The organism is Streptomyces sp. NPDC058195 (assembly GCF_042883525.1).
GTDB lineage: Bacteria > Actinomycetota > Actinomycetes > Streptomycetales > Streptomycetaceae > Streptomyces.
Map to the genome: position 1 here is coordinate 83643 of NZ_JBHVVM010000011.1, position 16047 is coordinate 99689.

At 70.5% G+C, this 16047-nt stretch carries 18 protein-coding genes and 2 pseudogenes; 11 read left to right on the forward strand and 9 right to left on the reverse strand.

Features of this window, described 5'->3' with window-relative positions; genetic code table 11:
- The first annotated feature begins 9 nt into the window (after window positions 1–9).
- Window positions 10–1110, forward strand: a complete 1101-nt coding sequence (locus tag ACFVWY_RS16140; protein ID WP_389872161.1) for a WD40/YVTN/BNR-like repeat-containing protein — start codon at window positions 10–12, stop codon at window positions 1108–1110.
- A 56-nt stretch (window positions 1111–1166) separates the two neighbouring features.
- Here the strand turns inward: ACFVWY_RS16140 and ACFVWY_RS16145 are convergent, their stop codons facing one another.
- The 3 genes from ACFVWY_RS16145 to ACFVWY_RS16155 form a co-directional block, all read right to left on the reverse strand.
- Complete coding sequence (locus tag ACFVWY_RS16145) at window positions 1167–1466, reverse strand: YciI family protein (protein WP_389872164.1); 300 nt, start codon at window positions 1464–1466, stop codon at window positions 1167–1169.
- A gap of 399 nt (window positions 1467–1865) precedes the next feature.
- Complete coding sequence (locus ACFVWY_RS16150) at window positions 1866–2606, reverse strand: class I SAM-dependent methyltransferase (protein WP_389872168.1); 741 nt, start codon at window positions 2604–2606, stop codon at window positions 1866–1868.
- 287 nt (window positions 2607–2893) lie between these two features.
- Entirely contained in the window at window positions 2894–3808 is a 915-nt protein-coding gene (locus ACFVWY_RS16155; RefSeq protein ID WP_389872171.1) for a hypothetical protein, read from the reverse strand.
- A 554-nt stretch (window positions 3809–4362) separates the two neighbouring features.
- Here ACFVWY_RS16155 and ACFVWY_RS16160 point away from each other — a divergent pair.
- Window positions 4363–5025: an endonuclease V gene (locus ACFVWY_RS16160; protein WP_389872451.1), complete on the forward strand. Its 663-nt coding sequence runs from the start codon at window positions 4363–4365 to the stop codon at window positions 5023–5025.
- A 193-nt stretch (window positions 5026–5218) separates the two neighbouring features.
- Window positions 5219–6583: pseudogene (locus tag ACFVWY_RS16165) on the forward strand (NF041680 family putative transposase).
- Between the two features lie 13 nt (window positions 6584–6596).
- Here ACFVWY_RS16165 and ACFVWY_RS16170 read toward each other — a convergent pair.
- The 3 genes and pseudogenes from ACFVWY_RS16170 to ACFVWY_RS16180 form a co-directional block, all read right to left on the reverse strand.
- Window positions 6597–6806, reverse strand: a pseudogene (locus tag ACFVWY_RS16170) (transposase); the annotation flags it as partial.
- A gap of 43 nt (window positions 6807–6849) precedes the next feature.
- On the reverse strand, window positions 6850–7170 hold the full coding sequence (locus ACFVWY_RS16175) for a DUF6892 domain-containing protein (protein ID WP_389872454.1): 321 nt from the start codon (window positions 7168–7170) through the stop codon (window positions 6850–6852).
- Window positions 7167–8636 carry an MFS transporter gene (locus ACFVWY_RS16180; protein ID WP_389872173.1) on the reverse strand — a complete coding sequence of 490 codons (1470 nt, stop codon included), beginning with the start codon at window positions 8634–8636 and terminating at the stop codon, window positions 7167–7169. The genes ACFVWY_RS16175 and ACFVWY_RS16180 overlap by 4 nt, the downstream gene beginning before the upstream one ends.
- A 72-nt stretch (window positions 8637–8708) precedes the next feature.
- Between ACFVWY_RS16180 and ACFVWY_RS16185 the strand changes: the two genes are divergently transcribed.
- The 4 genes from ACFVWY_RS16185 to ACFVWY_RS16200 all read left to right on the forward strand — a co-directional run bounded on the left by ACFVWY_RS16185 (window position 8709) and on the right by ACFVWY_RS16200 (window position 10663).
- Window positions 8709–9365 (forward strand): TetR/AcrR family transcriptional regulator, encoded by a 657-nt coding sequence (locus tag ACFVWY_RS16185; RefSeq protein WP_389872176.1) that lies wholly within the window; start codon window positions 8709–8711, stop codon window positions 9363–9365.
- 245 nt (window positions 9366–9610) lie between these two features.
- A complete protein-coding gene (locus ACFVWY_RS16190) occupies window positions 9611–9799 on the forward strand; it encodes a hypothetical protein (protein WP_389872179.1) in 189 nt (62 codons plus the stop codon).
- Window positions 9800–10028: 229 nt separating this feature from the next.
- Complete coding sequence (locus ACFVWY_RS16195; RefSeq protein ID WP_383217902.1) at window positions 10029–10286, forward strand: hypothetical protein; 258 nt, start codon at window positions 10029–10031, stop codon at window positions 10284–10286.
- An 8-nt stretch (window positions 10287–10294) separates the two neighbouring features.
- A complete protein-coding gene (locus tag ACFVWY_RS16200) occupies window positions 10295–10663 on the forward strand; it encodes a hypothetical protein (protein WP_389872456.1) in 369 nt (122 codons plus the stop codon).
- A gap of 284 nt (window positions 10664–10947) precedes the next feature.
- Here ACFVWY_RS16200 and ACFVWY_RS16205 read toward each other — a convergent pair whose 3' ends face one another.
- Window positions 10948–11439 (reverse strand): hypothetical protein, encoded by a 492-nt coding sequence (locus ACFVWY_RS16205; RefSeq protein WP_389872182.1) that lies wholly within the window; start codon window positions 11437–11439, stop codon window positions 10948–10950.
- Between the two features lie 623 nt (window positions 11440–12062).
- Here ACFVWY_RS16205 and ACFVWY_RS16210 point away from each other — a divergent pair.
- Window positions 12063–12857 carry a hypothetical protein gene (locus ACFVWY_RS16210; RefSeq protein ID WP_389872184.1) on the forward strand — a complete coding sequence of 265 codons (795 nt, stop codon included), beginning with the start codon at window positions 12063–12065 and terminating at the stop codon, window positions 12855–12857.
- A gap of 98 nt (window positions 12858–12955) precedes the next feature.
- Here ACFVWY_RS16210 and ACFVWY_RS16215 read toward each other — a convergent pair whose 3' ends face one another.
- Window positions 12956–13501 carry a hypothetical protein gene (locus ACFVWY_RS16215; protein ID WP_389872487.1) on the reverse strand — a complete coding sequence of 182 codons (546 nt, stop codon included), beginning with the start codon at window positions 13499–13501 and terminating at the stop codon, window positions 12956–12958.
- Here ACFVWY_RS16215 and ACFVWY_RS16220 point away from each other — a divergent pair.
- Window positions 13386–13931: an IS3 family transposase gene (locus tag ACFVWY_RS16220; RefSeq protein WP_389872458.1), complete on the forward strand. Its 546-nt coding sequence runs from the start codon at window positions 13386–13388 to the stop codon at window positions 13929–13931. The two genes, ACFVWY_RS16215 and ACFVWY_RS16220, sit on opposite strands and share 116 nt — an antisense overlap.
- A gap of 235 nt (window positions 13932–14166) precedes the next feature.
- Complete coding sequence (locus ACFVWY_RS16225; protein WP_389872186.1) at window positions 14167–14703, forward strand: hypothetical protein; 537 nt, start codon at window positions 14167–14169, stop codon at window positions 14701–14703.
- A 142-nt stretch (window positions 14704–14845) separates the two neighbouring features.
- On the opposite strand, the gene ACFVWY_RS16230 is transcribed toward ACFVWY_RS16225, so the two are convergent.
- Complete coding sequence (locus ACFVWY_RS16230; protein WP_389872189.1) at window positions 14846–15034, reverse strand: hypothetical protein; 189 nt, start codon at window positions 15032–15034, stop codon at window positions 14846–14848.
- A 269-nt stretch (window positions 15035–15303) separates the two neighbouring features.
- On the opposite strand from ACFVWY_RS16230, the gene ACFVWY_RS16235 reads away from it, so the two are divergent.
- Window positions 15304–15912 (forward strand): TetR/AcrR family transcriptional regulator, encoded by a 609-nt coding sequence (locus tag ACFVWY_RS16235; protein ID WP_389872190.1) that lies wholly within the window; start codon window positions 15304–15306, stop codon window positions 15910–15912.
- The last annotated feature ends 135 nt before the right edge of the window (window positions 15913–16047 follow it).

Genomic DNA, 16047 nt, shown 5'->3' on the forward strand with positions numbered 1-16047 from the left:
TCCAGCGCCATGAGGGTCAAGGGGAAGACGAGACGGCTGATGTCCTGGGGGCTGAGTGCGGCGGCGCTGGTCGCGGCCTCGGCCACACCGGTGGGAGCGGCGGTGCCGCACGACGGGGACCGGCCCGGCCAGCGGCCGGTGTGGACGCTCACCGACACCGGGACCGACGCACGGTTCCGCGGCCTCGCCGCCGTGGACCGCCGCACCGCCTGGGTGGCGGGGTCCGAGGGCACGGTGCTGCGCACCGTCGACGGCGGCCGGCACTGGCGCGATGTGTCACCGGCCGGGGCGGCCCGGGAAGGGCTGGAGTTCCGTGACATCGAGGCGTTCGACGCCCGGCGCGCGGTGGCCCTGGCCATCGGGGAGGGCGAGGCCTCCCGGGTGCTGCGCACCGAGGACGGCGGCGTGACCTGGACGGAGTCGTTCCGCAACACCGACGCCCGCGCCTTCTACGACTGCCTCGCCTTCTTCGACAGCCGCCACGGACTGGCGATGAGCGATCCGGTGGACGGCAGGTACCGCATCCTGTCGACCGCGGACGGCGGCCGCAGCTGGCGGGTGCTGCCCGCCACGGGCATGCCGGACGCGCAGCCCGGGGAGGCCGCGTTCGCCGCCAGCGGCCAGTGCCTGGTCACCTCGGGCCCCCGGGACGTCTGGCTGGCGACCGGCGGTGCCGCCACCGCGCGGGTGCTGCACTCCGCGGACCGGGGCCTGACCTGGACCGCGACCGAGTCGACGGTCCCGGCCGGAGACCCGGCCCGCGGTGTCTTCGGGCTGGCCTTCCGCGACCGCCGCCACGGCATCGCGGTCGGCGGCGACTACCGCCCCGGCGAACCCTCGCCGCGGGCCGCGGCGGTCACCGGCGACGGGGGCCGCACCTGGCGGCAGTCCGCCGCTCCGCCAGCCGCCTACCGCTCCGGCGTCGCCTACCTGCCCCGCAGCGGGTCCGGTGCGCTGGCGGTCGGCCCCACCGGCACCGACCTCACGACGGACGGCGGCCGCACCTGGCGCACCGTCGACACCGGCTCGTACGACACCGTCGACTGCACGGTGGACGGCGGCTGCTGGGCGGCCGGTGAACAGGGGCGCGTGGCACGCGCCGGACGCTGACAGCCGCGCCGCACGCCTCCCGGGACGGGCTCGGGCCCGCCCCGGGAGGCACCCCGCTATCCGGGCAACTGCTGGCGGTACGGGGCCAGTCCGGCCACCGTCTTCGTCGCGATGAACTCCGTGACCGTGTACGCGCACACCCCGTGCACCGTGAACGGGTCTGCCGCGACGATCTTCTCGATCTCCGCCCGGTCGTCCCCGACGGCCAGGATGATCCCGCCGTCACGCGGGTTCTTGCGGCCCGAGGCGATGAACACCCCGGCCGCGTACTGCCCGTCCAGCCAGGCGACATGGTCCGCGAGCAGTGCGTCGACCCGTTCGACGGGGGCGGTGTAGGTCAATTCCAGTACGAACATGACCGCCAGGCTACGGGCCCGCCGAAGGCCCGCCGGACACGCCCTGGGCACTGTCCGGCGGATCAGGTGACTCCGAGGATCCCGGGGTGTCCGTTCCCTGCTGGTCCGGGTCGCGGTGGGCACTCTTCCCGGGACGTCGCCCCACTGGCCCGGAACGGCCGGGCGAGCCACCGGGCGGCATCCGCCTCCCCCGGCGGGACGGATCGTGCGGGTCAGCCCGCTCCGGGACCGTCCGGTCCCCTCGCCGGGGCGTCGTCGTTCTCACCCTGCGCGACCCGTCGGATCTCCCCGCCCCATGACCGGACCGGCGAGCGGCCGATCGGGACGTCGCACGATCCGCCGGACAGCGCCCGCGCCTGCCCGGCGAGGGGACGCCTCCACGTCTCGGCGCGGCGGAACCTACGGTTTGTGGGTGACCCAGAGCAGTTCCGCTGGCCAGCGGTGTGCCCAGTCCGGTGGGTCGGTCTCGTTGTAGCCGTTGGGTGTTCCGGGTCCGGGCCGCGGCTCGATGAGGTCGTCGATGACGAGACCCGCGCCGCGCAGGACCCTGACCCAGTCGCCGTAGGTGAGCTGATAGCTGGTCGCGCCGTCGCCTTCGGCGATGGTGTCCAGCCCGAAGTAGTCCTGCTGCAACGTCGTGGTCACGCGGCTGGCGGCTTCGTCGTAGCACGCTTCGAACCAGGGGCTGGCGACGTTGAACACCAGGCGCCCGCCTCGGCCCAGGACGCGTGCTGCCTGCGGGACGGCCAGGTCCGGGGGTGCCCAGCTGAGCCCACCGAAATCGCAGAACACCAGGTCGAAGCTTTCGGCGGCGAAGGGGAGTCGCTCGGCGGCGCCTTGCACGAGCGGGTAGCGGGCCGCTCCCCTCGCGCGGTCCGCCGCGGCGAGCTGGGCTTCGGACACGTCGAGCCCGACCACGCTGGCACCCTCGGCGGCGAGCGCCCTGGACCACTGGCCGGCGCCGCAGCCGAGTTCGAGGACGCGCTTGCCGGTGACGTCGCCCAGGGCGTGCAGGTGCGCGTCGGGGATGGAGTACATGCCCCACAGCCGGGGTGCGGCGCCGATCTGCGGGTCGTGCTCGTGCTGGTAGGCGCTGCTGATCTGGTTCCAGAGCCGCCGGTTGGCGGGGATGCTGTCCATGTGCCGACTCCAGCACCGCATGCCGGGGGCGGTCAACACGATGAGGGCACTGGCGCGGCCCTCGCCTCAGTCCGGCCGTGGCCCGGCCCCGTGATCCGCCGGACACGGCTCAGTGCCGCGCCGCGTTGATGCGACAGGGGCCGAAGTGGCGTGCCGTCGAGGACCGGTGGGCAGGCCGCTTTCCCGTAGGCGCACTGTCGTCCCGGCCGGAGTCACCCGGTGCCTGGTCACGGACGCGAGAGCCTGACTCCGCGGTCAGTGGGGCGGACCTCCCAAGGCGCCGGAGTTCAGACCCGGGGCGTACCGAGGCCGGGCCGGTGGGCTGCCGGCATCGGCCATGCGCGGGTGGGCGCGTAGTCGACCGCGAGATGGTGCAGCTGAGTGGCGAGCAGGCGGCTCGCGTCCCGGGCCGCGCCCTGGCGGTCCGTCACTGGATGGGGGCCGTCCAGGACGGACATGGTGAGGTGATAGGCCGACAGGGCCCGGTCCGTCCCGGTCCTGGTCTGTTCCCCGGACGGCGCGCGGGAGAGGACCAGGACCGCCGGCTCCCGGTTCTCGGCGAGGGCGGCGACGAGGCGGGCGTGGCCGTCCAGGACCACGTAGCAGTTGAGCCCGCTGAACCACCAGAGCAGTGCGGGCGGCAGGATGCCTTCCCGGGCTTGCTTGCGGTAGGCCTTCACCCTGCCCTCGCCGGGCGTCGGCATCCGCCGCAGGGGCACGACCCGCCACGAGCCGGTGAACCAGTCGATGGAGCCGTCCGGATGCTCGTCGAGCAACAGCGAACGCCACGGGCGGGCCGGGCCGTCTCCGGTCCGGGCCATCCCTTCCCGGGCAAGTCGCCGGGACAGCACCCACCGTCCCTCGTGGAGCGGACCGATGGGGGAGGCTTCCAGGGCGTCGGCAAAGCGATGCGCCCAGCGGGTGTACCAGGACGGCTGCCCTCGTTCGGAGACGGCGCGCACCTCGGTGGCCCGCAACGGGGCGATGGGCGATCGGTAGTGGTCCGTGCGGGAGTACGCGACTCCGCCCCGGTCGTCGTCGATCCTGGCGGAGAGCACCACGTGCGGCCCCTGCGACAGGACGATCTGATTCCCGTTGGCCGCCTCCGGCCGCAGCCCCGGCTCGGTCGCACGCTGAAGCTCCAGGCTGAGGCCGACCCAGGATGCGCTGTCGTTCGCCGCTGTCAGATTCGTCCGGTGCACCGGACGAATCCTAGGGCCTCTCGTTTGGATCATGCCGGGCTCGCGGGGGCTGGCACGCACATCTGCCGCGTTGTCGTCAGTCACCGACGCTCCGCGTCGGCTCCTTCCTCCGCCTTGCAGCTGCACGCACCAGCCCCCGCTCCCTGATCCAGCCTGATCCAAACGAAAGACCCTAGTGCCGCACCCTTTCGGATCGCCGAGCGCGTGTGCTTGTCCCTGACGCCGGGCCGTTGGGACAGAGGCCGCACGTGCGGTCGAGGGCTTCTTCGGATGATCCGGAGGGGGAGCCGCTGGGCAGGACGCCGTCCCGCCCCCCGCCCCGTGGCTCAGCCAGGCAGAGCCGTACCTCCGCGCCCTCACGCGCCCCGTCTCGCGGCACGGCGGCTCCCCCCGCCGCGACGACCTCATCGGCAGGACCGGCACGTTCACGATCCGGCACGACCGCCAAGCCCTGCCGCCGGACCTGCGAGGGCGCACCGCCCCAGGCCGCTATGGCCCTCCACGAGTCAGCACGCCGCAGCACTAGACTCGACGGCACCATGACAAAGTTCGCGATGCCCGCCGACGAGACCGAGGCCCGCGCCGTCCAGGACGCCCTGCGGACCCGGGTGGTGCTCGACGAGCCGGGCCCGCCGCCCGGCACCGGACGGGTCACCGGCGTCGACGTCGCCTACGACGACGAGCGCGATGTCGTCGTCGCGGCGGCGGTCGTCCTCGACGCGGAGACGTCCGAGGTGGTCGCCGAGGCCACCGCCCGTGGCCGGATCACCTTCCCGTACGTCCCCGGCCTGCTGGCCTTCCGGGAGATCCCGGCCGTGCTGGCCGCGCTGGAAGCGCTGCCGGTCGACCCCGGACTCGTGATCTGCGACGGATACGGCCGGGCGCACCCCCGCCGCTTCGGGCTCGCCAGCCACCTCGGGGTACTCACCGGCCTCCCGGTGATCGGCGTCGCCAAGAACCCGTTCACCTTCACGTACGAGCAGCCGGGCCCCCGCCGGGGCGACTGGGCGCCGTTGCTCGACGGCGAGGAGGAGGTGGGCCGGGCGCTGCGCACCCAGGACGGCGTCAAACCCGTCTTCGTGTCCGTGGGCCACCGCACCGGCCTGAACAACGCCTGCGCCCACACCCTGCGGCTGGCCCGCGGCTTCCGTCAGCCGGAGACCACCCGCAGGGCCGACGCGCTCTGCCGCAGGGCTCTGAAGGAAGCGACCGCCTGAACTTGTTCTTTTTCTTCCAGCCTCGAACGGTGTCTCGTACTGAGTCGCTCACCTGGGGGTTCGCCGGACGTGGGGGCGGCCTTCGCCTGATCATGTGCTCCGACCAAGGTGCACTGACCAAAACGAAGGCCGTGAGGGTGAGTCTGCTGCCCGGAGGGAAGCGTCACGCTTCCGGGGCGAGTTCTACGAGTGTCTGACCGCCCGGCGGGATGAGTTGTTCGAGCTTGCGGACGCGGTGCTGTGTGCGGATGGTGCGGTGAGGTCTCCGGTGGATCTGACGCTGCTGCTGGAGCATCGTCGTGGGCACGGAGCGATGTACGGCGGTCTGAACCACGGCCGGATCGATGCCGGCCGGCTGCGGACCGTGCTGGCCGGGCTGTCGCTGCCACGTTTCAACGGTGGGCGTCTGGTGCTGGCGGTCGATGTGTCGCCGCGGCTCCGTTCGGACGCGCTGTGCTCGGCCGATCGGCTGTTCCGCCACGTCCACGGCCGGGCGAAGACAGCCTCGCAGCTCATCCCGGGCTGGCCCTATTCCTTTGTCGCCGTGCTGGAGCCGGGGGCCACGTCCTGGACCGCGATCCTGGACGCGGTCCGGCTCGGCCCTTCGGACGACGCGACCGCGGTCACCGCCGCACAGCTGAGAGGGGTCACCGAACGGCTCATCGCCGCAGGTCAGTGGCAGAACGGGGATCCCCGTACCGTGATCGTCATGGACGCGGGCTACGACGTCACCCGCCTGGCGTGGGTCCTGCGCGACCTGCCCGTCGAGCTGGCCGGCCGGGTCCGTTCCGACCGCGTCATGCGGCTGCCGAAGCCGCCCCGCCGGCCAGGGACGAACGGCCGGCCGCCCAAGCACGGACCGGAGTTCCGCTTCACCAGGCCGGAGACCTGGCCCGAGCCCGCGATCACCACGGTCACCGACACCACCAACTACGGCAAGGCCGAAACCCAGGCATGAAACCGGGTCCACCCCCGGCTCACCCACCGCTCCTCATGGCACGATCATGATGACGAACTTCCTTTGGTGGAGGGCACGTTGATCCGCCTGAAGGCCGAGCACCTGCCGAAGGAGCGGGACGCTCCACCGGTGTGGCTGTGGTCCTCCAGGACCGGCGCGACCCCGGCCGACGTGGACCGCTTCTGGCAGGCGTTTCTCCGCCGCTTCGATCTGGAGCACACCTTCCGCTTCGCGAAGCAGACCCTCGGCTGGACCACCCCGAAACTCCGCACACCCCAGGCCGCGGACCGCTGGACCTGGATCCTGATCGTCGCTCACACCCAGCTCCGGCTCGCCCGGCCGCTCGTCACGGACCTCCGACGCCCCTGGGAGAAACCCACCACCCCCGCCCGGCTCACCCCAGCCCGGGTCCGCCGGGGGTTCAGGAACATCCGCGCCCACCTCGCCTGCCCGGCCCGCGTTCCCACACCCCGCGGCACCGGCCCCGGACGACCACCCGGCACCAAGAACAAGCACCGGGCACCCCGCTACGACGTCGGCAAGACCGTCAAATGCCCCGAGACCCTCAAAGCCAACGGCAAGCCGGGAAGATCTTGGTAGATAAAGAACAAGCTTAGACCGTGTCCTGCATGGTCAGTTTGAGGAGCCGTTTGTAGCAGCAGAGAGCAGCTGCCAGTCCGAGAAAGGCCAGGTAGTTGCCTGGTTTTCGTTCGTATCGGTGGTTGAGCCTGCGGTAGCCGGTCAGCCAGGACATGGTGCGTTCGATGACCCACCGGCGACGGCCGAGCCGTTCGCTGGAGTCGATTCCTTTGCGGGCGATGCGGACACCGATGTGCTTGCCCCATAACCATCAGCAGCCGGCTGGGTCAGCGGGGAGAAGTCCGAGACCTGGACAGCTCGAGTCGGAGCACCGTCAGGTTCGGCAGTGCGCCAGCGATGCCCTCCAAGCTCATCACGTCGAAATCGGCGCTCTCGCCGTCCCAGTAACGCCAGATCAGGGGTGTCGCGGCGGACGAAGTGTGCCAGGAGAGGGATCGCACCCCGGCGAGCTGCGCAGCCGTGACCGGGCGGGCGAGCAGGTCCTCGGCCGCCTCCTCGCGGTACTCGTAGTCCCGGCCGTTGTCCCAGTACGGCAGAGCCCCGTCAGGCGCGCGGTGACGCGGTCCGACGCGGCGCTGCGGGGTCAGCCCTGCCGTGCTGTCTTGGGGCGCAGCCGGCGGGCGATCAGCATGCCCGCGATGGAGAGCAGGCCGGTGAGGACGAAGACGCCCAGCAGTGCGGTGCGGGTGGAGCCGCCGTGGTTCTGGGCGAATGCGATGGCCGCGCCGCCGAGCCCGGCGATCACGCCGGTCGCCAGGGTCTGGGCAAGCTGCAGCGCGCCGCTGGCTTGACCCTGCTGCTCCGGCGGGGCCTGCTCCAGGGTGGCGGTGGTGGAAGCGTTGAAGCCGATACCCATGCCGAGGCCTCCGATGGCCCATCCGGCCAGGGCGGTCCAGGAGGGGATTGCGTTGGTCAGGATCGTCAGCGCGATCAGCGCGACGCCCGCCAGCAGGATGGCGAAGCCCAGCACGGTGGAAGCCGTGCGCGTGCCGTGATTCCCGTTGTCCCGCTTGGCCTGCAGGCCTGAGCCGACCACCCAGGTGAGGGCTCCGGCGGACAGGCCCAGACCGGCCAGTGTGGTGCCCATGCCCCGCAGCTGCTGCAGCCCGAGGGGCAGGAAGGCTTCGCTGCCGAAATAGACACCGCACAGCAGGCCACGGACGACGACACCCGCGCCGAGGCCGGCCCGGGCGCTGAGGGTGCCTTCCGGGGTCACCCACCGCAGCGCGGGCACAGCGATGGCGACACCGGCCACGGCCAGCACGATCAGCAGGACGATGTTCTTCAGGAGCAGCGCCTGGAGCAGTACGCCGGTGCCCACGGTGAGCAGGATCGCGCTGGGCAGCGGACGCTTCCACCACGGAGCGGCCGGGACCGGGGCGGTGGCGGCTGTTTCTGCGCGGTGCAGGCCGGGCAGGGTGAGCAGCGCGGCCACCGCGGTGATCGGCAGCATGAGCAGGAAGACCGAGCGCCACGTGATGAGGTCGGCGAGGATGCCTGTGACAGCGGGGCCGACGAGGGAAGGCAGCGTCCAGGCCGAGGACACCAGGGCGTACATCCGGGCCCGCAGGCGCTCGGGGTAGGCGAGTCCGATCATGGTGTAGGCCATGGACATGACGGCACCTACGCCCAGGCCCTGTCCGAAGCGGCCGACCAGGAACAGTGGCCAGGAGGGTGCGGCCCCGGCCACCGCGCAGCCCGCCGCGAAAGCGAGCATGCCCAGGGCCATCGGGCGCCGGGGGCCCTGGCGGTCGGCGGCGCGCCCGGCGAGGACGGTGCCGATGATGTTGGCGAGCATCAGTGCCGACAGGCCCCACCCATATGCGCCCAGGCCGTCGAGGTCCTCCGCGATGCCGGGCAGCACGGTGGCCACCCCGAGGGACTCGAACGCGACCATGCCGACCGACAGCAGAACGCCGAGGGTGAGCGCGCTGTACGTGCCCGAGAAGATGCTCTCCTTTCCGGCTCCGTTCTCTGCGGGGGGAGAGGGCGGGGCTTCTTCAGGGGCGTGCACGGGGTCGCTGTCCTTCGCGTCGGCGGGAGTGTGGGACATGGGGTGGACTCCTCGAAAGATTTAATTCCGTTCCGTATCGGAACGTAATTGAATGCTACCTATACTTGCCGCATGGTCAACACCAAGAGCGACGGAGGAAGAGCCGGAGCCCGCAGAGCCTCCGGCCGGCCGCGGGATACCCGGATCGACGAGGCCGTACCCGAAGCGGTGATGGAGATCCTCAACGAGGTCGGTTACAGCGGCCTCACGCTGGAGGCGGTGGCCGCCCGCGCCGGTACGAGCAAACCTGCGCTGCGTCGCCGCTGGCCCTCGCGCCAGCACCTGGTCGTGTCGGCTCTGGCCCGGACCATCGGCACTACGCCGACCCCCGACACCGGCTGCACGCACTGCGACCTCATTGCCGGTATCGGCACCCTCAGCGAGGCGTTCACCAGCACCGTGGGCCGAAGAGTACTGCCGGGGCTCGTTGCAGACCTCGCCGACGACCCCCGACTGGAAAAGGAGTTCAAGGACACCTTCTTCCATCCGCGCCGCGCCACCACTGCCGAAGCGCTGCGTCGCGGCATCGATCGGGGTGACATCCGGTCCGATGCGGACATCGATCTGCTGCTGGACATGCTGGCGTCGACCACGTACTACCGCGTGCTCTTCGGGCACCTGCCCATCACGCCAGAACTTGCCGAAGACGTCGTATCGGTGGTCATGGCGGGCAGCGCCACCAAGCGGTGGCGTGACGAGCACGGTCCCTCACGCGGCGTGCCGGGGTGACGCAGGGGTGTCGAGGGCCAGGCTGCGATGTCGGCCATGAAACCGTCGAGGTCTCGGGCCGGTACTGGCCCGTCACCCGCGCGTGAGAGACCGCGGACGGTCTGCGGGAACTCGACCCCGCCGTCCGGGCGCCCGAACGGGGTGGACCCGATGCCCGGTGAGCCCAAGGACAACGCGAACCGCACGTCTGAGATACGCCCGCGCCCTCTCGGCCGGCGCCCTCGCCGTGGCCCTGAACATCACCCTTGGGCCAGCCGTTTCGCCCCGACCACCTGTCCGCGCTCCTCAACAACGCCGGTGTCCGGGCCGCAGCCACCCGCGACGCCGCCATCCGGCAGCAACTCCTGGAGATGCCCGCCCCTGTCGTCGCAAAGGCTCTCGGCTACCACGACAAGACCACCACACGCCCCCGCAACAAGACCGGCGAAGCATGAAGCCGATACGCCGCCAGCGACCACACACGGTCACCAGCGGGTCGGATTCCTCGGGGAACTTGAATACGAGAGCACACCAGTACCGAGGCCGCCGGGCCTCTTCGGCAAAGCCGTCACATCCTGCGCAGACCTGCTTCGCTGTCGGCCGAGGGAGCCTCCAGCAGCCGCAATGCCACGCGAGGATACGGGTACGTACCCGTATCCTTAAGGGACGGGAAGGAGCACGATGATGTCCGATGCCAATATCCGTATCCCCGAGGAAGCCAAAGACCGGCTGGCCGCGATCGCGGCCGCCGAAGGCCTGTCGCTGCGCGCGTACCTGGCACGCCTGGCCGAGACCATGCTCACCCCGGCCGAGCGCGCCGAGCGCGCCGAGCAGGCCAGGGCCGCACTGAAGAAGTGGAACGGCTACGCCCCCACCGCTTCCGAGGAGGACGACCTGGACAGTGAGCTGGACCGGCGCCTGGCCCGGGTGACGGCCCGGTGAGCAACGCCATGCACATCGTCCTGGACGACACCGCCATGACCGCGGCCGGCCAGGGCAACATCCTCGCCTCCCGCCTGATCCACCGGGCGCACGCCGAGGCGGGCTGGTTCCTGTACGCCCCGGCATGCGCACTCGTCGAGGCCGATCGGACGCGGCCCGGCACGGCCGGGCACCTGGCCGCGCTGCCGGGCATCACGGTCCTGGACCTGGACCTGTCCGCTGCGCTGGCTCTCGCCCGGCAGGAGACGTGGGCGGCGGCCCACAGCCAGTTCGCCGCGCAGCCCACCCCCGACCGCCCGGACGGGGCGATCATCGCCACCACGGCCCCGAAACGGTGGGAGGGCGAGCCCGTGCGCGTCCTGGACCTCAGCACCTGAACAGAGCGGTCCGGACGCCGCGTGCTGGCCGGGGCAGAACGGCACGGCACCCTCACCGTTACTCGTATGCGGTGAGCCAGTGAGAGTGCCGGGCACCCGGCACCGACGGGGTTCACGTCACGGTGCGACGCCGTACGTGCGCCGCGCGGATTCGGCCGACTGCGGCGTTGCGGCTCGGCGTGCGGGGTCTCAGCCCGTCCGGAGACTGCTGAGGGCAGGCCGCGGGCGCTCCCTTCGCACGATGAAGCTGCTTTGGTCGCACCGGAGTTGCTCGTCACGGCCACTTACGGGGTGCAGGAGGGGCGCCCGCAACCAACCGTGTCCGGCGTGACGACGGAGCGCCGGACACCGCCGGAGAGCCGCGCCCGTGGCCGTCCGAGGTCGACCTGCGTCGCCAGGACGTGCGTTAACGTGTTCTGCGGCCCGAACGTCAGACCGTGAGCATCGATGCCACCGCAAGGGAACGAACCAGCCGACCGCCAAGCAGACTCGATATGCCGCTGCGCCTCGCGCCTGCCCTCGGCTTTGTCCCGGAGCCGTCCGGCGAGCGTCATGCCGCGCAGGTTCAGGGTGCCGACCGCAAGGTCGCGCTCAGCCGTGCTCAGCGGGGCCGACCGCACAGCGACGATCGCCCGGTCGACGACGACCAGGCCGCGCTCGACATCCCCGAAGTTCAGGTAGGTGCCCGCACGGTCCCGGGCGCTGAACGCCTGGGCGACGGGATTGGGCTGCTGCTCGGCGGCCCACCGCTGACGCGTCACCGCGAGCTCGGCCATGTCCATCCACCGGTGTCGCGCGCCCGGCCGACTGCGCTCCAGCCCTCACTCCTCGGACGGCAGGGCCTGGCGTACCGCGTCGGCGGCGGCCGCAGTCGCGCGGTCGCCCTTCAGGAGCCGTTGGGCTCGCGCGACCAGGAATCCGGCGGAAGGGGCCCAGCCCAGCCGACGGCCAGGTCGGCAGGGAAGCGGGCGGGGCGTTCGCCCGCCCGGCCAGCACAGGCGGCGCCGCGGCTGCTGGGATGGGACCTCAGGGTGGTGTGGCTGACGGGGTGGAGCCGCCTGATCTGCCGGTCGATGAGGACGTCCAGGCGTGGGCGGGGGCGAAGCGGGCGGATGACCGCGCCGATTGCCCTTCAGGGCCAGGCCCTCGTCCCGTCCCCTGTCCCCGTGGACCTGGACGCTGATTACGCCCGTGCGCTGGTATCGAGTTCCTCAGGACCTGAGGAGTCTGTGTGCGTGCGAGTGGAAAGCGTCCCGATTCCGAGCGCCCGGAGGGCCGCAGAGCAGCGATGGTGCCGCCCGGGAGAGACAGCGCCCCGGAGAGTGCGTACCAGCCCGGCCGGAACCGCCTTTCGGCTGAACTGCTCCGTGCCCTGCAGGGCACGCACGGGAACTTAGTGGTGTCCCGGATGATGGGCGGGCACGAGGGACCGACACCCGCACCGGCCGGTGGGGTGCCTGTGCAGCGTGTACTGGAACCCGCCGCGAAGCGGCTGGAGCACTACGGGGATGCCTTCGGTGAAGGGAGCGTGCGTGAAGGCATGGTGGCCAGGAGATCACCGGCGCTCACCGCGTTCGGTGAGGAGCTGCCTCCAAAGTTCATCGAGCTGGACGAGACGACGTCGAACTACGAGCAGGACCCCACGGAGCCGGAAGCCAAGCCCCCGAAGTCCGGTGGGCACTTCAAGAACGTCTTCGGCAAGGACAAGGAAAGGGCCCGCGCTGTCGCCGTGATGATGGAGAACTACCGGGCCACGGATGAGAAGTACACGGCCAGTGAGGCGTTCATCCACCAGTGGTCCCAGGTGCAAGGACTCTTGAACCAGGACAATGTCTCGGGCAGCAAGCTGGAAAAGCAGGCGGTGGCCGCGCTCGAAAAACGCACAGAGGTCACAGACGTGCCGGGCAGCCTCCCGGACTCCATCTACCGGCAGAACATCTCAGGGACAGCGGCCAAGGAAGTGCTGGGGGTGCTGCTGCCTGAGGGCGAGGACACGTTGACCTTCGAGGAAGGCGACGCGGCGTTCGACAAGGTGATGAGTACGGTGAACGGCAAATCCACCCGCAACATCGTGCGTACGTTCAACGAGATCAAGAAGGACTCGGGAAGCCCGCAGTACCGGATCAAGGGCGGCGGCCTCAGGCGGGTCGACAAAAACTTCCAGCTGCGGTTTGACATCGTCGAGGACAGGTAGGCCGTCTCGGGACTGCCTGACAGGTGACGCACGCTCCAGCCACTGCTCAAGCGACCGATTCTTGTCCAGGTCGGATATGCCGTCCGGGCCAGCCACGGCTACACCTCGCCACCAGACTCGGGGGCGCGCTTCAGCGCCATGCGGGCACCGGCACGCTCACCGGAGTCGATGGTGTCCCAGAAAGGGTGGGCGGAGACCTCGATACTCAGCCTGAGCAGCTCCTCCCCGTACCGGGCGACCTCGGCCTTCTGGCCGTCGGTGTAGCCGGGGCTGTCTGGCTTCCCGGAGACGTAGCTGCTGTGTGAGGTTCCCCCGAGATGCGGGAAGTGGTGACAGTAGGTCAGATGGGATTCACAGGGAGGAGCCCTGTTGATGCCTGCCCCGAGGAAGTACCCGCTGGAGTTGCGTGAGCGTGCGGTGCGGATGTACCGCGCCGCGGAGCCGAAGCCCGTGATCCGCCGTATGGCCGAGGAGATCGGTGTCCCCTGCGCGGTTGGATCCGTCAGGCCGAGGCCGGTGCCGGCGAACGTGACGACCTGCTCACCAGCGGCGAACGCGCCGAGCTGGCCGCGCTGCGCAAGGAGAACACCCAGCTCAAGCGGTCGAACGAGATCCTGCGGACGGCACCGGCTTTTTCGCGGCACAGCTCGACCCGACCCGGTCCAGGCGACGGCGCTCTTCGACGAGCACCCTCACCTGGAGGTCGAGCCCACTCTCCGGGAACTGCATATCCCTTCCCCCTCCTACTACCGCTGGCGCCAGGCCGAGACCGAGCCGTGTGAACGCCACCGCCAGGATGCCGCGCTGACCAACAGGATCCGGCAGGTCTACGACGAGTCCGGCGGGATCTACGGCTCACCGCGCGTGCACGCCGTTCTCAAGCGCGAGGGCGTTCACGTCGGCCGCAAGCGCGTCGAACGGCTCATGCGCCAGGCCGGTCTGGCCGGGATCGGCGTACTCGACCGTGTGCCTGGGCACCACCAGCACCACGGTGTGCCGCTTGTGGCGCCGCCGCCCGTACTTCTCCTCGCGGAGCCCGGCGGGCACCGCCAGCCCGACCTGCCGGAACTGTGAGAGGTGGAGACGGACGGGGAACGCCGGGTTGACGGGGAGGTGTACATGCGGGTCGAGGCGTGGCTGACTTTTGCGGGCCTGGTGCCCGGTGATCCATGTACGGCCCCGACCAGGCGCATCTGGCCGGGGCCGTCGTGCATATTTGGGTCAGTTTCCGGTGTGCAGGTGTTCCTGGCAGGCCTGGACCAGGGTGTGCCAGGCGGAGCGGACGTCGTCCTCGCTCTTGGTCCAGCGGGTGGTCGAGGGCTCGGGCAGGGGGCAGGTCGGCCATGAAGTGGGCGATGTCGGTGATGTAGGCGAAGTCGCCGGCGGCGGTGAGCGCGCGCAGGCGGCGGATGGTGGCAGTCAGGTCCTGGTCTTCGTTGCGGACGGTGTGGTGGAAGGCAAGGGCGAGCTCCACGAAGCGGTGGAGGAAGGGGAGTCCGGCGGTCTCGATGTCGCAGTGAAGGTCCTGGGCGCGGGCGGGGACGCTGCCGGTTCCGGCGTCCTTGATCAGGGCGACGACCTGGGCGAGGAGGGTGTTGGAGCGCTGGTCGAGGCCGGTCAGGAGCTGGTGGGCGAGGGCGAGCTCGTCGCCGGCCCGGGCGGGGTCGGCGAAGGCGAGGGCCAGGGCGAGCAGTTTGACCGCATGGTCTGCGACGTGCTGCCGTTCTCCGAGTTGCGGAGGCTTGCCGGCCTGCGCGCGTGCGGTTCAGGCCGCGAAGGGGCAATCACATTCCTAGCCATGCGGCTTCGCAGCAGGTCGCGACTGGCGGCGTCGTTTGAACCGTGACCGTCGACAGCGGAGTGGATAGTTGCAGAAGGCGCCCAGAAGGAAATGCCACGGAACTGAGACACAAGCACCCGGACATGGGCTGGGACAGCCCAGAAACCCGCTGGTCAAAGCTGTGCTCTATGACACGAGCCGCGAGACCCTACAGCTCGCTGCGATCCTGCGCGAGCTCCAGGAGGACATCAACGTTCCCGGCGGTCTCTTCCCCGCGCTCGCGCAGCTGGTTTCCACCGCCGCCCGCCGGGCTGAGCAGATCGAGCCCCACCGGGTCGGTGACGCCTCCCGCCCGCTCCACGAAGCCGCTGCCCGAGCACAGTCTCGTGGTCCTCATCGGCCCGTCCGGCGCCGGAGAATCCACGATCGCGCGCACCTCTGGCCCACCTCGCAGGTCCTGTCCCTGGACGCGCTGCGCGAGGTCGTCAGCGACGACTTCTCTGTCAGGTTCAGCGTGTCGAACTGAGGGCCGCCGGTGGGCTCGGTCCTGGAAGCGAGGGGTGGCCGCACCATTTATCGAAAATGCTGTTTTCGAAAACTTGATTTTCGATAGGTGGGGTGACTAGGGTTGTGGTGTCAGCAACGGACGCCGGATCAGGAGCAGTCATGGCCGAGGCACCGGTGGCATCGCGCCGTCGCAAACTCACCCCTGAGCGGGAGCGGGAGCTGCTGCGGGTGACGGCGGAGTTGGTCGGTGAGGTCGGATACGACCAGGTGACCATGGCGGCGGTCGCGCAGCGGGCCAAGTGCAGCACGGCCACGCTCTACCGGCGGTGGGAGAGCAAGCCCCGGCTCGTGATCTCGGCGTGGAAGGCTTGGAGTGTGCACGAGCGCGGCCTGTCGCAGATCGATACGGGCAGTCTGCGCGGTGACCTGATGGGTGTCGTGCGGCAGTTGGTGGCCGAGGACCCGGACAAGGACACGTTTGCGTCGATCCCTCCCGCCATCGTGCAGGACGAGGGCCTCATGGAGGTGGTCCGCGAGATCTTCGTCCATCCGGCCGTGCGCGACCTGGCCCGGCTGCTCGAGCGTGCGGTGGACAGAGGGGAGATCGCTGCGGGCAACCCGGTGATCGGTCTGGCGGACCGGATTCTGCTCGGCCCGTGGGTTGCCCACGGCATCCTTTACGGCACTTCGGCCACCCAGGAGCTGATGGAGTCCATCGTCGACACCGTTCTCCTGCCCGCCCTCACAGCACAACCCGCCACCGTATGACCTCGTGACCTGAATCCCGGTACACCGGACCACGGTCCCGGCCGAGGTACCGCCCCGGCTCTGTGCTGTCCGCTTCTGCTGACGACTTCGCGCGGAAGTGCGACGGCCATGTTTCTACTTCTGCATGCCCTCACG

Bases quoted from the DNA above. Each gene is read 5' to 3' on its own strand.
- ACFVWY_RS16140 (WP_389872161.1), top strand. From the start codon at position 10: ATGAGGGTCAAGGGGAAGACGAGACGGCTGATGTCCTGGGGGCTGAGT.
- ACFVWY_RS16145 (WP_389872164.1), bottom strand. From the start codon at position 1,466: ATGTTCGTACTGGAATTGACCTACACCGCCCCCGTCGAACGGGTCGAC.
- ACFVWY_RS16150 (WP_389872168.1), bottom strand. From the start codon at position 2,606: ATGGACAGCATCCCCGCCAACCGGCGGCTCTGGAACCAGATCAGCAGC.
- ACFVWY_RS16160 (WP_389872451.1), top strand. From the start codon at position 4,363: ATGCCCGCCGACGAGACCGAGGCCCGCGCCGTCCAGGACGCCCTGCGG.
- ACFVWY_RS16180 (WP_389872173.1), bottom strand. From the start codon at position 8,636: ATGTCCCACACTCCCGCCGACGCGAAGGACAGCGACCCCGTGCACGCC.
- ACFVWY_RS16185 (WP_389872176.1), top strand. From the start codon at position 8,709: ATGGTCAACACCAAGAGCGACGGAGGAAGAGCCGGAGCCCGCAGAGCC.
- ACFVWY_RS16195 (WP_383217902.1), top strand. From the start codon at position 10,029: ATGTCCGATGCCAATATCCGTATCCCCGAGGAAGCCAAAGACCGGCTG.
- ACFVWY_RS16200 (WP_389872456.1), top strand. From the start codon at position 10,295: ATGCACATCGTCCTGGACGACACCGCCATGACCGCGGCCGGCCAGGGC.
- ACFVWY_RS16205 (WP_389872182.1), bottom strand. From the start codon at position 11,439: ATGGCCGAGCTCGCGGTGACGCGTCAGCGGTGGGCCGCCGAGCAGCAG.
- ACFVWY_RS16230 (WP_389872189.1), bottom strand. From the start codon at position 15,034: ATGAGGACCACGAGACTGTGCTCGGGCAGCGGCTTCGTGGAGCGGGCG.
- ACFVWY_RS16235 (WP_389872190.1), top strand. From the start codon at position 15,304: ATGGCCGAGGCACCGGTGGCATCGCGCCGTCGCAAACTCACCCCTGAG.